This is a genomic window from Prevotella sp. E9-3 (assembly GCF_022024015.1).
Classification (GTDB): domain Bacteria; phylum Bacteroidota; class Bacteroidia; order Bacteroidales; family Bacteroidaceae; genus Prevotella.
Genome location: NZ_CP091786.1, coordinates 1,679,941 through 1,693,871, shown reverse-complemented (window position 1 = coordinate 1,693,871; position 13,931 = coordinate 1,679,941). Strand labels below are relative to the sequence as shown.

Sequence of the window (13,931 nt, the reverse complement as noted above, 5' to 3'; positions counted from 1 at the left end):
ATTTCTATTATTTTTTGCAAAAGTAGGCAATTACCTCGATTTATCCAAATAAAAAGACTTTCACAAGGCTTGCGATGATAACTTTTTCAGATTTTTATGCATATCATTGGGAAATAATTCGTATCTTTGTGGTCAGAATTTGGCAAATCAGAAAAGAGACATCTAAAAACTGTAACATATGGACAAAATAGATTTTGTAGAACTTTCAACATTCTGTGTAAACAGATACAAAGAGACTCATACGGGTTCTGGAGAACGATATGAAGGGACTCTGTATGCCGCTATTTTTGACAATAATGAAGTACGTTGTTCGACAACACCACATATATTGCGTAACGCCGAACAGTGTATTTTAATTCATCACAGAAGTCAGATTGCCATTTCTAATTGGTACTCATGGTATTTTGTCGAGTATATCAATACAGAAGGATGCGTATGTGGTAGTAATTTAGACAATGGCTATTCGCTAGATATTAATGCATGGGGTAGCTTTGCAAACCAAGTAATGAGCTTAGATTATAATGGCTCTCACTTGTATTGGTGTGATGCCCCTTGGGATTTGCATCTCCCTCAAATTTGGGAATTGTATAATAGGATTAAGAATGTAAAATCAGAAAAAGAAATTAATCTTATTGTAGATCTCTTCAGTAAAGATGAGAAAATATTGAAATTGGAGAAAGAAATAGAGAATTTTACTTTTTCTAATCATCTTTTAATGCAGGAACGGGATCAATTTAGAAATCTATTGAAAGAGATCCGTGATATAGTAGAAAATAAGGGATAGAGTATTTGTATACAATACAAATAATAGAACGACCAAATAATATTGAAAAAGGTCTTATATGGGAGGATTATTAGCATTTAGAGTCGGCAATTTCGACAATACTGCAGAAAGAGAACAGTTCCGTTTTCTTTGTGAGAAGCTAAAGGCTCACTATGAGAATTCGAATGATTTCTGTGTGTTTGCTGGTAACTATAACATAGGATGTGAATTAGATGCTTTGTTTATAAAGAAGGACGCTATTATTGCTATCGAATTCAAAAACTATGGTGGAACTATTGTTGCCACAGAAAATGGTGAATGGAAATGCGACGGACAAATCATAAAAGGTGGTTCACGAAAGACAGTATTGCAACAAGCAAGAATAAATCACTCAATTGTCAAAAAAGAACTCAAAGCTTTAGGAGTGAATAGCAAGAACATAAAAGATGTACCGACTTTGGTGATATTTAATCAGCCCATTAAGCTGGAAAACCTGCTTTGTGCCACTACAAAATCTTGGCTTCATATAACTGACAACGAACATTTTATAGAGAAACTGGACGATATTACTTGTCCCCATACAGATTTTGATCCTTTGGGTATTGTGAATCTTGCCGAATTGTTAAACCTCAACTCTTTCTATCTGGCTGAGTTCAGCAATGCCAATTATGATAAACCAACAACATCTCCAGAACAACTATCTGTTTTTGAAGATATAAAAATATACGAAGGACATTCTCACAATTCCATCAAACAAAAAGAAATATCGCAAGATGACAAACAAGAGCATATAGATCTTCAAGAAGGAGATGTAGTCAATGAACAAGAAATACAAACTGAAGAGAGCGCCGCCCTTAAAGGTTTTGTAAAACAGATACTATCTTCTGTCTTAAAACTCTCTGATGCTGTTGTTACAGTGTGGGAAGGCATTTCTTTACAGTCGAAACTTGCAAAATATGGCATTACTATACATAATAAGTATTTGGTTAAGGTTGAGTCAACTGGGATAGGAACTCATTGCTCAAAACTCAGCAAATTTATTAATCATGAAGTAAAAGCAATAAACCCTGATGTTATTTGTTGGCAAGATGGTGATACGATAGATGAGTTACAAAAGAATACCGAACGGTCTAAAATCGTTTATGATAAAATGGATCATTCAGCCACAGATAATGGTTCCGTTAAGTTCCATAAATCTAAAACAATTATTCCGCACTGGCTTGATCTTGCTTTATTTAATAATCTCGGAGCCATCTATTCTCCAGAATACAAAAAATTTGAATATAATTTAGACACGGACTCTGAAGATATTAAAGTTTATTTAGGAACATACTTTCCTCGGAGCTATGCAGAATCTTTTTGTATTTTTGATGATTTGTTCAAATCTCGTCAATATCTGGAAGTCTTGAAACAACAACCAGAAATTAACATCCTTGACTTTGGATGTGGTACAGGCGGAGAGTTAATTGGGTTAGTGGTCGCCCTCTCAAAACATTTGACAGATTATAAAACAACAAATATTATAGCAATAGATGGTAATCGTAAAGCACTGACTACTTTGAAAGAATTAGTTGAGCTTTCATCATCTAATGTGCGTCATAATATATCACTTTCATGTGTAGAGAGAACGATTCAAAACAAAAATGATTTGCAAATTTCAAATGTACCTGAATGCCATTTTATCTTGAATAGCAAGATGGCATGCGAACTTATATCAAGAAGAATCATTGAAGGAAATTGCTATTATAAAATAGTCGAAAGCTTATCTAAACTTTTAGCTGAAGACGGCCTCATTTATATGTTAGATGTTACGACGAAAGATGAACATTCAAACCTTTTCTATCCGCAACTCATGACCCAAGGTCTTAATAGATTCGTATCGTGTCATAAAGACTATGCAACACTTCTTCCATTAGCATGCAACAATTGGCGCGATTGCAGGGAAGCATGTTTTATGCAACAAACATTTAATGTTAGTCACTCAAGAAAAAGTGGTGATGAGAGCAGAGTTTGTTATCGTATTATTTGTAAGAAGGATACTAAAGACATTTTTATTCCAGACAATACATTATTAAAAGGTTATTCTCATATAATTCATCCTCAGAAATATAAGCAAAATGAAGAATCATCATTATGCCCGAAATCATATGAAGGAACCAAAGTAATTGATTCATATAACATAATAACATAAAACTACAATTCTATGGCAAAAAGAAGTTTTTATGTAAAAGACTCAGAACTTGACGACTATCAAGTTAAGGTAATCAATAAGAAAACAGACAACTCTTATATTGTTAAGGGCTGTGCTGGGAGTGGAAAATCCATTTTGGCTTTGTGGAAAGCGAAACAAATCCAAGATGAGCATCGTGGATCATATATGTATATTGTATTTACCAAAGCTCTAATGCAATATATGGCTGACGGAATTAAAGAGGTGGGGATTTCACAACGTAATGTAGATTATCATTGGCATTGGGTAAATCGTGCAGGATGCCCTAGCGCAGACTATATTATTGTTGATGAAGCGCAGGACTTTTCGAAAGAGGATATTGAGTTATTTAAGTCGAAAGCAAGAAAAGCATTATTGCTATATGGCGACTCTGCTCAACAGTTATATACATTTATCCAAGATAAGAAAACTGTATCAATGGAAGACATACAGTATTTCACAAAATTCCCAGTTGAGCAGTTGGTCTTTAATCATCGCCTTCCCAAAAAGATAGCACGCGTTGCCCAGTACATTAATTCTGAAAATGATGAACTAGAAGAACGTTGTACAGTAGAAGGCACGGAAAAGCCTAAAATCCTTGAATATCCAACTGTCGAAAAACAATACGACGCTATTATAGAATTGATTCAGAACAAACACATGGAAGATGTCGGTATTCTTTTTAGGCAAAATGATGAAGTTGAAGAGGCGTACAACTACTTTCAAGAACATGGTCTAAATGTAGAAGCTAAATTTGGAAAACATATGGATTTGGATTTTACATCGGACAATCCCAAATTGATGACTTATCATAGTTCTAAAGGTCTTCAATTTGAAAATGTTTTTTTACCTGATTGTACAGTTGAAGATGACGACAACAGAAATCCGCTTTATGTTGCAGTTACACGTACATACCAATCTTTATATATATTGCACTCTGGCAATCTTTCAAGTTTATTCGATGATGTACCAAGAGATTTGTACGACACCTCTCTTGTTGTAGCCGGTCCTAAACTTAAACTCTAATTTTTTAGCATCATGAAGTTATATATTCCAACATGCACGTTGAATTTCAACAATATATTCTCTACTGAATCTATTTCTCCTAAGGTATTCTACCAAAGAAGAGGATTCGGCAACAAGAGGTTTTATTCTGTCGAAGCCAACAGCCTCGACGATGTGGTTCTTCTCTATTCCAAATATCCTCGGTATGATGTGGAGGATTCAGAAATTGAGAATTATCCGATGGTTATTGAAATTGATAGTGATGATTATCCTTCCGGAATTATCACGAAACAAGGCACCAATTCTGGAGTTGAAGTATATGTTTCTGCTTCCACGATATATCTGAATCCTTTTCATACCAAGATTTACTTCGATAGTTATGTGGAACGGCAAGGCGTATTAACCAAGGCTGCTCAAAGTATAGAAAACAAGTTCGAGAAACTTTATAGTGCAAACCTTGTTGTCAAACCTCAGACGAAGAGAGGTTTCTTTGACAATGTCAAAGACCTCTTTACAAAGAATGACAGTGATGAGTTCGAATGGGATTCTTCTTATTTGCCAACAGAGATAGACGCTAACATATCAAATATAGAACAAGACAGGAAGATAGACCGTATTAGAGGATTTGTCTATTGCTATTTGATTGGGGCCAACATGACCGTTAGTTCGGATGTGGCAGAATTGAAGTCGCTGGCTAGAAGGATGCGTAATACACTTTCTGCTATCGTAAATTCACCAACGCATACACCTTCTGATTTGCAAGATGAATCCCTAACAAAAGACATCAAAGATTTTAACCGCATTTATTCTTCCATTGATGAAGATGCCCTCTATAATGCCAATATCATAGATATGCGGCTTAGTAGAAACCCCTTGAAATTGGAGAAACAAGACGTTATTGCTTTGTTGGAATCACTTGATATCTATACGGAATTCTGCTCAAAACTGCATTTGAGAAGAGTATACGATGCCAACGACTTGTGGAGGTGTGTGGAGTTTTATTCTCCTGAATCATATAATACTGCCATAGACAGCTTGAATTCTGTTGTAAGGAAGATAGAACTTAGGAGCATATCCGAAGGCCAGAAGAATGAAGTCAAAGAACTCGTCCGAATTAGCCATGATGGCAGCGTGAATGTGCTCGACAAAACGGTTAAACCCGAATTCTATGACAGTTTGCTCAATTCTCAAATAGGCAATGAGTATGAAGCTGTAAAGAACGAGAATGGGATTGACGAACCCTTGGCAATTGCCTACAATGGAGGTAAAATCCTCCAACGGATATTAGGAGATAAATGGAATGACTCCAAATGGGCTAATTATATTAATGCCCTGTTAAGCCATCTGCAGGAGAGTTCCGCTTTTGACTTGTATTCAATAGACAATGATGTATTAAACTCCTTTGCGGCGTTCTGCCAAAAGGGTGACAATATAGATCGACTGTCTGAATATCTCGTACAATGCGGATTTAACAACTACCGTCTGGCATTCGGCTTGTATGGCGCAACACGTGGTTTTGCTTCTTTGCCCAAAACGTTTACTTCTACGCTAATAAACGGAGATAGAGACTATTATAAGAGTTTTGTTCTGAATGCTTATCAACAGTTGTTTGGCGTTAGTATCTTAAATGCGGAATTTCCAACACAAGCCAATTCTTTCGAGATTCGTGAAAGCAATATTGGGTCAACCATTATGGGAAATATTAGCAAGATAGAGACAAAGCCATCGAAACAAACTCAGGTTATTAGTGCCGTGAGTCAAGCACTGGAACTAGAGGATGCTGTGCAAAGTCCCAAGGCTTTTATGTGCATAGCAGATAATGTTTTAGGAAAAGGAACTAAAGTGTATAAAGCATTAAAGGCAGCCAATTTCGAAGATGATAATACCAAGTATTCTGAAGATGAATTTAGAGAACGTATTTATTCCATAATTGAATCATCACTACCCAAAGCCAGGGCTCAAAGACAGGAAACAATTGAGAAAATTAATAAAGTGATAGAGCTTGAAGCAAAAAGACAAGATGCCGATGCCTTTTTATTTATTTTAGATAACATATTGGATAAATCTTCATCTACATATAGAAACATTGTTAAGATGTTGAAAACGAATCATATAGAAACAACGCCCAAAGAAAAGTCACTATTTGATAGTCAAAGCCATCAACCAAAGGCTTCATTCAAAGGACAGTCTGTTAATTCTATGTCAAATGAAACATTACCCGAGCTACCATCTTTGATCCAATTGTTGCCAGAGGTATTCAGACGACTTGAGCAGAACTGGAAATTTACAGGGATGAACTATAAAGATGACAGACGTGAACATATTAGATTCTTTATAAATCTTTGCAAGAAAGAAGGTAGAGGCGATTCACCAAAGAGAACCTCATTATATAACGTTTTTACAACACAATTAGCGGAACAAATAGAAAAAGAACTTTTGAGTTTCTATGGTATCTGATAAGCATAACATAACAACAGACAAAGGCGAAAAGGTAGAAGCAACTGCACCAGTCATCATATCTGCCAGCCGCTCTACAGACATACCAGCCTTTTATGCCAAGTGGTTTTTCAACCGCTTGGCTAAAGGCTATTGTGTATGGTACAATCCCTTCAACCAGCAGCCAATGTATGTATCGTTCAAGAATTGCAAGGTTATTGTGTTCTGGACAAAGAATCCTGCTCCAATCATTCCTTATCTGCCAGAACTAGACAAGAGAGGAATACATTATTACTTTCAGGTGACACTTAATGACTATGAGCAAGAAGGATTAGAACCGAATGTTCCTTCTGTTGAAAAACGTGTGGAAACATTTAAAACTTTGTCGAATTATATTGGCAAGGAAAAGGTGATATGGCGATTTGATCCAGTCATTATTACACCAAACATAGGACCGAGAGAGTTGTTGACAAGAATATGGAATGTTGGTGACAAACTGAAGGGATATACTGACAAGTTAGTGTTTAGCTTTGTGGATGTAAAGGTATATCGTAAAGTTCAGAATAACCTCGTAAAGGAGACAATGCTCTTTACAAAAGAAAATGTCGAAAACGCTGAAGCCAATTATGCCCAACGAATTGAAATAGTTGAAGGCCTAAAGAAGATTCGCGAAGCATGGCATAAAGAGGGCTGGGATGTTGAGATGGCGACATGTGCAGAAGACATAGATTTGGAAGCATATGGGATTGAGCATAATCGTTGCATCGACGGTGAGTTGATGAAGCGTATCTTTGCAGATGACAAAGAGTTGGTCTACTACCTGCATACTTTGAAGTGGCCTGAAAAGGATATGTTTGGCGAGATTCCACCTATTCCCAACAAAACGAAGAACGTCAAAGACACAGGTCAGCGGAAAGTTTGTGGGTGCATGGTTAGTAAGGACATTGGTATGTATAATACTTGCCGTCACTTCTGTGTGTATTGCTATGCCAACACTAGCAAAGAGCTGGTGCTGAAGAATAAAGATAAGCACAATGATGAAAGTGAGAGTATAATAGGATGATTAATATGGCGAACAAGCAATTAGAACTCTTTTCTGTTGACGAGATGTATGGCTGCATTGGCGTTGAGGATGAAATAGATGCTATTTCAGTAGCAGCATACTTATGGGCAATAAGGGTTGTTTCTGACTTGGACGACGATAAGTTTCGCAACGTGAAGAAGGAGTGTGATACTATCAAAATAGGGGAAGGTGAGTACTTTGTTCCATCTATTCCTGGCAGTATGACTATTTTTCAATTAGATGCTTTGCGTGACTGCCTTAATTTGAGGGAATATGCAGCAATAGGTGAAAAATACGTTCATCATTATACAGAAGCAAATTGCAGACCTCATGTTACCGACGCTTATTCGTTTGTCATGGCAAGAAAAGCGTTTCAAGAATATTTCAACAAGGAGTTTCAGGAGAATGGTTGGTGGATCACGGACTTGAATTTACAACAATTGTCTAATCCTTACTCTTACAAGATTTTTAAAGATTAACCCTAAAAAAGGAAAAGTAGGACAGTTGAAAACGTAATGTGACAAAGATCAGAAACGTTACCAGAAATAAAGGAATACAAGATATGACGAAAGAAGACATACTGAGGCTGAGGGATACGGCAGAACAGACACGAGTACAGTTCAAGGAGCGTGTAACTCGCGATAACAAGTATGACGTGAGTTGCGAGATGGTGGCACAGAGCAATTCTCGTGGCGGAATGATTGTAGTGGGTATTGATGACAAGACGGGGCGCATCAATCCGCTCTCGTTTGTTGAGGTGCAAGAGACGACGAACTTGTTGGGGAGTCTGGCATCGGAAGGTGTCGTTCCACAAATTTTGCTTGACATCGAGAATGTTCAGATGCAGGGCGGTATCATTGTGGTGGCTACCGTCAAACAAGGAAAGAACAAACCTTATCGTGACAGCAAGGGAATTGTATGGGTGAAGCAAGGGGCTGACAAACGCAAGGTTTTTGACAACGCGGAACTGATAGCCATGCTGATGGAGAACGGACAAATGCATCCTGACAGCATGCCTGTGAATGGCACCAGTATCAAGGATTTGGATGAGAACACCTTGCGTGACTATTTGCTCAACAGGTTCCGTAGTGATTTTGAGCGGCAGCAGTTGTCAATAACGGAATTGAGGCATAGAAGCCTTGAAGAGATTGCCAATGTCCTAAGTCAGACACCAGAGGGGATCTTGAAGAACAATGGTTTGGTTATGGAGGACGGCACATTGACAGTGGCTGCCTTGATGCTGATGGGAAGTTACCCTCAACGCTGGTTGCCAGCCTTCACCGTGAGATGTGTCAGTTTTATAGGAAACAGCATCGGAGGCACCGAGTTCCGAGATAAGAGTGGTAATGATGCTGACGGCAATGCCGTACACCTGTACAACTATATCATTTCATTCCTGACCAGGAATCTTCGCAGGAAACAAGTGGAAAAGGATTTTAACAGTCAGGGCGAGTTGGAGGTCTCAACCGCCAGCCTGTCTGAGATTGTCACGAACGGCATCCTTCATCGCTCGTATGTGATAGAAGCACCATTGCGGGTGTTCATCTTCGACAACAGAATTGAGATTCACAGTCCAGGACTATTGCCAGAGGGTGTTAGCATGGAAAGCATTAAGCATGGCGCATCTGTGCCAAGGAACAAGTTGCTGTTCAATCATGGTATCAACTTGTTGCCATACACTGGTGCAGGAAGCGGCATCACCAGAGCCTTGAAATTTACTCCAGACATCAAGTTCGTGAACGACGAGACCCTTAATGAGTTCGTGGTGACGGTGGAGCGTAGAAATGTAGGAGAAACCGAAGCTAAAAATGATAGATATAGTGACAGAGAAGACAGAGATAAAAAAGACAAAGAAGACAGAGATAACTCACTGTCTTCGAAGTATATAGAAAATAATAAAGCTACAAAAAGAGACAATGATGGAGCCGAAGAAACCGAAGATAGAGCACGTGTAGTTCGCACTCCTTATAAGCAGTTGCCAAGTGTTCAAAAGGACATCATCCAGTTTTGTGCTATTCCAAGAACGGCAAAGGAAATCATGGACCACATAGGCTACTACAACAATTCTAAGAATATGACCACGTATGTCAGAACATTGTTGGAGATGGGATATTTAGAGATGACTGAACCCGACAAACCCAAAAGTAAGAATCAGAAGTATCGAAAAGTTAGAAAAGACTAAAAGGAAACGTATGATATTCGGTAAGAAGATAAAAGAACTCAGAGAAGAGCATGGGATGGTGCAGCGGAAACTTGCGGCTGCGCTGGATATAGACACGCCAATGTATAGCAAGATAGAGCGTGGAGAAAGAAAGGCCAAACGGAGTCATATACCTATTATGGCCAGATTACTGGAAATCGACGAGAAAGAACTACTGACTATCTGGTTGGCAGACAAGGTACTGGATACCGTTGATGGTGAAGACGAGGTAAAACATGACGCTGTAATCTATGCTCAGAAAGAGATAGAGGCAGAAGTGGAATGATTTGGTGATAAATAGTGGTGGGCTATGGATTTTTACGATTACATCATCAATAGAAACGCTGCTCAGGAAAAGAATCCTGGTAAGCTGTCCTCATACCGACAGGCCGCAGAACTAATCTGTTTGTGTTGGAACAGGCTGGATATGAGCTTCGTTGAACCCTATCTCGATGAGGATATGGTTTGGAAAGGCGGTGTACCTTACAGAGTCATTAACGGAAAGGTCAATTTCCTAAAACTGATGAGCCAAGTTTTCGATTCTCTTCAATACTCAAAGCGAAGTTATAGGGCAGACGTTGATGGAAGTGGCGACCGCTCTGTTGCTATTATTACTGTCGATGGCGAGTATCAAGATATGATGCATCGCTTGAAAATAGAGGATGGTCTTATCAAGGAAATTGAGGTAACACCTTCTGGATACTGGTGGTCGAAACAGTTCGGTGGCTCTTCGCCTTTTGGAGTCGTACACCAGACATCGCAGCATGAGCAAGCAGCCGCTGTGGCAGCCATAGAGAATTTCGTAAAGACAGAACTGGGTGATAAACCTATAATATGGGCTACGCAATATGAATTAAGGAATTCGTGTTGCCAATTGTCGTTCTCCTGTGACGGGCTATCGTATGATGTTTTAGTGGAGATTCATAGCTTTGATGACAAAAAGTGCCGATTCGTGATGTACTCGGAATACAATGGACTGATAGCAGAATGCAAGGAGAACGACCATATACCCTGCATTTTAGCACTCAACGAGGATCACGAATTTGTGAGTCTGACGCTGCTGGAGGACATGGACGTAAGAGTGCAGAAGTTAAGAAACAAGGGCATCAACGAATGGACGTTCAGAGGCTTGTTTAAGACAAAGGCTCAACTCAGTAGGCTGATTATAACTAAAGACTATCGAATCCTATTGCCAGATTACAATGACATTGAGGTAAAGATGGAACCGCTTGTGAAAGCAGTATATTTGCTGTTCTTGAAGCATCCAGAAGGTATTTTGTTCAAGGGATTGACAGACTACAGAGAGGAGATGTTGGACATCTATAAAAAACTGAAGCCAATGGAGTTGAACAAAAGGACGATTCAGAGTATAGAAGACGTGACAAATCCATTGCTCAATTCGATTAACGAGAAGTGTGCCCGCATCCGCTCAGCATTCGTGAAAGAATTCGATGAGTCACTTGCTAAAAACTATTTCGTAACAGGTGAGCGTGGGGAGGCTAAGAAAATAACATTGCCACGCGACTTGGTAAATTGGGAGTAAATCCAATGAAAACGTACCCGTTATTATTTGTGAATAGTTATTGGCTGTTTCAAAATAAAGTTATACCTTTATACCCGACAACGAGCCACGAAACAGGCGGTGGCTCAGAGTCGGGTGCTCTTTTAGGCAATTTATAGCAGAACATTGAATAGAGCGCTCGGCTTTGTCGCTTGCTACCAACGGGACGCAAGAACGGTCTCCAAATCGTAACCCCATTTTTTTTCAATCCCCCAGACTGCCTTTATATAAAGAAAAGGCGAGAATTCTTACAAAGTTACGAAAAATCGAGTGGTAAGCCCCACCCCAAAAATGCATATTTTTTCAGTTTGCTTTTCGAAAATTAAGACAAACAAAAATCGCAAACTAGAACGGCGGAACAACGAAAAACATCACTTATTGCAATAGAAAACAGCCGCTATAACGCAACTGAATAAATCTTATACTGCAATTGAATGAATTCTATACTTCAATAGAACTTCTATTACACCATAATTGAATTGCAGTTACAACATAAGATTCATTCAATTTGAGTATAATAGAAGTTCTATTGCAGCCTATATTCAGGAGTTATTTAGAAAAAAGAGACGCCATTTTGAGCACAAAATCTGTAAATCATTGATATTTAATATTTTACAATTTTGTCTTAACTTGCTCATAATTCGCACAGAGAAGTCCGAAGTAGGAGTTGGTGATTTTCGCGCGATTCTCACGCGTCTTAACGTAATAAATATGCATCTCTGAAACGCATATTTATACTCTTCTACTGTACTGGAATCTTATCGATACGCTTCTGGTGGCGACCGCCCTCAAACTCGGTGGTAAAGAACTCGTCCATAATTTTGCGAGCCATGTCGTGATCAATGAAACGTCCAGGCATCACCAAAACATTAGCATTATTATGCTGACGAATCAGATGGGCAATCTCAGGAATCCAGCAAAGTCCGGCCCGAATGCTTTGGTGTTTGTTCAGAGTCATGCTAATACCTTCACCACTTCCGCAAATGGCAATACCAGGAAATACTTCACCCTGTTCCATTCCATGAGCCAATGCATGACCGAAGTCAGGGTAGTCGCACGAATCCTCCGTGTATGTACCATAATCTTTATAAGCGAGTCCTTTTTCATCAAGGTATTGCTTCACAAATTGTTTAAGTTCAAAGCCTGCATGATCGCTGGCCAGTCCAATGGTCTTTATCTCCATAGTATAATAGTGTATTAATAGTATAAATTATTTCGGATTGCAAAGTTACGAAAAGTCGAGAGAAATGCAAAAGAAATGCTTGCTTTTCTTTTCATTTCCGAGACGAAGGACTCGAAACTTATTTCGCTTGGCTCGTCCAAGAACTTCGGCGTCAGCCAGAGTTACGAAAAAAGTATGTAACGAAAGACGGATTTTGGAAGATTAACGCAGAAAACGCGTAAATAAAGGGCAATGCAAGGAAAACCGAGGAGTTTAGGAACGAAGTGAAAATGCAACTTGAATATCACTGGCTATGTGGGACGTGAAAGGCCGCTCGAACTCTGAATAGTAACAAGCCAGCACTTCATCAAAATGACTGTCGGGTAGGAACTGATGAGTATGATGATCAGCTTCCAGATGATACCAGTAGTCTGCCAATCGGAAATAGCTGATAGCATCAAGAGCTTGTTCTGCCTTATTGGTATCAGCAATCATCAGACCTCTGCCTTGCAGTGTCTGAATCTGCTGTGCCAGCGTCATTGCTTGTTTGGTATATCTCATGTCTATATACAAAAAATGTCCCGCTGGGTACGCTGTTCTTATGGGAAGCGGGCGGGATTTGTCGTTGTAAAGTTAGGCATTTTTCTTTTAACTTCCTAGTTTTTTGAGACATTTCTACCAATTTTCGCCTAAAAAGTGTTTTTACAAGCCTTGTGAAAGGCTGTTTACAGGCATAACGAACCGTTACTATGACGCTTTGTCTTTGGCGTATCTGAACTTCGCAACTTCCGATCCATCGTCAGGGAACAAGGCAACGGTAGATGTCCTGTTGGTGTGTATGGTAACAATTAAAATTTATCGTATCACTAATAAAGAGAAAAAGTAAAACGGTTTTCCCTGCAAAAATACCAAATTTACGGCAAATTTATTACTTTTGTACCCAAGAATTAATAAGTTTTGTGATAATAGCATGGATAATAATATGTTTGACACCATAGATGCCACGGGAACAGGACACAAGAGCGACCCTCGTATGCGCAACGTAGAGGCAGAGATGATACGTAGTCATGAACTATGCCTCAAAATCTCGGCAAGAAAACCCACCGAACCCGATTACAAGGGACTGCTGGAGGAATTGTTTCAGTGTGCATTAGACGATAGTGTCGTCGTTGTGTCACCCTTCTATTGCGATTGCGGATGCCGGATGACCTTCGGGAAGAATGTGACCATCAACAAGGGAGCCACCATCCTCTCGCCGGGTAGGGTAGTGATAGAAGACAATGTGCTGATAGGTCCCGAGGTGAAGATAGTCACTGTTGATCACGACCTCTACGACAGGCACGACCTGTTTCATTTCGGTCAGGTGACCATCAAGGAGAATGCGTGGATATGCATCGGAGCCATCATCTGTCCCGGTGTCACCATAGGCCGCAATGCCGTCGTAGCCGCTGGTGCCGTAGTCACCAAGGATGTCCCCGACAACGCAGTAGTCGGTGGCAATCCCGCCAAAATCATCAAAACCCTCTGACCAT

Annotated in this window: 12 protein-coding genes; 10 read left to right on the top strand and 2 right to left on the bottom strand. The window is 39.4% G+C overall.

Annotated features, from left to right (window positions below):
- Nucleotides 1–178: 178 nt before the first annotated feature.
- From L6475_RS06180 to L6475_RS06140, 9 genes are all read left to right on the top strand, one after another.
- A complete protein-coding gene (locus tag L6475_RS06180) occupies nucleotides 179–784 on the top strand; it encodes a hypothetical protein (protein ID WP_237823640.1) in 606 nt (201 codons plus the stop codon).
- A 58-nt stretch (nucleotides 785–842) separates the two neighbouring features.
- Nucleotides 843–2,954: an NERD domain-containing protein gene (locus L6475_RS06175; RefSeq protein WP_237823637.1), complete on the top strand. Its 2,112-nt coding sequence runs from the start codon at nucleotides 843–845 to the stop codon at nucleotides 2,952–2,954.
- 12 nt (nucleotides 2,955–2,966) lie between these two features.
- A complete protein-coding gene (locus L6475_RS06170; protein ID WP_103914999.1) occupies nucleotides 2,967–3,998 on the top strand; it encodes an ATP-binding domain-containing protein in 1,032 nt (343 codons plus the stop codon).
- Nucleotides 3,999–4,010: 12 nt separating this feature from the next.
- Nucleotides 4,011–6,434, top strand: coding sequence for a hypothetical protein (locus L6475_RS06165; protein WP_237823634.1), 2,424 nt, complete (start codon nucleotides 4,011–4,013; stop codon nucleotides 6,432–6,434).
- Nucleotides 6,424–7,476: a DUF1848 domain-containing protein gene (locus tag L6475_RS06160; protein WP_237823632.1), complete on the top strand. Its 1,053-nt coding sequence runs from the start codon at nucleotides 6,424–6,426 to the stop codon at nucleotides 7,474–7,476. Before L6475_RS06165 ends, L6475_RS06160 begins: the two co-directional genes overlap by 11 nt.
- Nucleotides 7,477–7,481: 5 nt before the next feature.
- Nucleotides 7,482–7,955, top strand: a complete 474-nt coding sequence (locus tag L6475_RS06155) for a hypothetical protein (protein ID WP_237823629.1) — start codon at nucleotides 7,482–7,484, stop codon at nucleotides 7,953–7,955.
- A gap of 83 nt (nucleotides 7,956–8,038) precedes the next feature.
- A complete protein-coding gene (locus tag L6475_RS06150) occupies nucleotides 8,039–9,658 on the top strand; it encodes an RNA-binding domain-containing protein (protein ID WP_237823625.1) in 1,620 nt (539 codons plus the stop codon).
- A 10-nt stretch (nucleotides 9,659–9,668) separates the two neighbouring features.
- The gene (locus L6475_RS06145; protein WP_237823622.1) at nucleotides 9,669–9,962 is read left to right on the top strand and encodes a helix-turn-helix domain-containing protein; all 294 of its coding nucleotides are present in this window, start codon (nucleotides 9,669–9,671) and stop codon (nucleotides 9,960–9,962) included.
- A 24-nt stretch (nucleotides 9,963–9,986) separates the two neighbouring features.
- Nucleotides 9,987–11,219 (top strand): nuclear transport factor 2 family protein, encoded by a 1,233-nt coding sequence (locus tag L6475_RS06140; RefSeq protein ID WP_237823620.1) that lies wholly within the window; start codon nucleotides 9,987–9,989, stop codon nucleotides 11,217–11,219.
- Nucleotides 11,220–11,979: 760 nt separating this feature from the next.
- Here the strand turns inward: L6475_RS06140 and rpiB are convergent.
- Nucleotides 11,980–12,420 (bottom strand): ribose 5-phosphate isomerase B, encoded by a 441-nt coding sequence (gene rpiB / locus L6475_RS06135; protein WP_237823618.1) that lies wholly within the window; start codon nucleotides 12,418–12,420, stop codon nucleotides 11,980–11,982.
- A gap of 252 nt (nucleotides 12,421–12,672) precedes the next feature.
- A complete protein-coding gene (locus L6475_RS06130) occupies nucleotides 12,673–12,960 on the bottom strand; it encodes an Abi family protein (protein ID WP_237823616.1) in 288 nt (95 codons plus the stop codon).
- A 409-nt stretch (nucleotides 12,961–13,369) separates the two neighbouring features.
- Between L6475_RS06130 and L6475_RS14505 the strand changes: the two genes are divergently transcribed.
- A complete protein-coding gene (locus L6475_RS14505) occupies nucleotides 13,370–13,927 on the top strand; it encodes a DapH/DapD/GlmU-related protein (protein WP_305079895.1) in 558 nt (185 codons plus the stop codon).
- Nucleotides 13,928–13,931 lie beyond the last annotated feature (4 nt).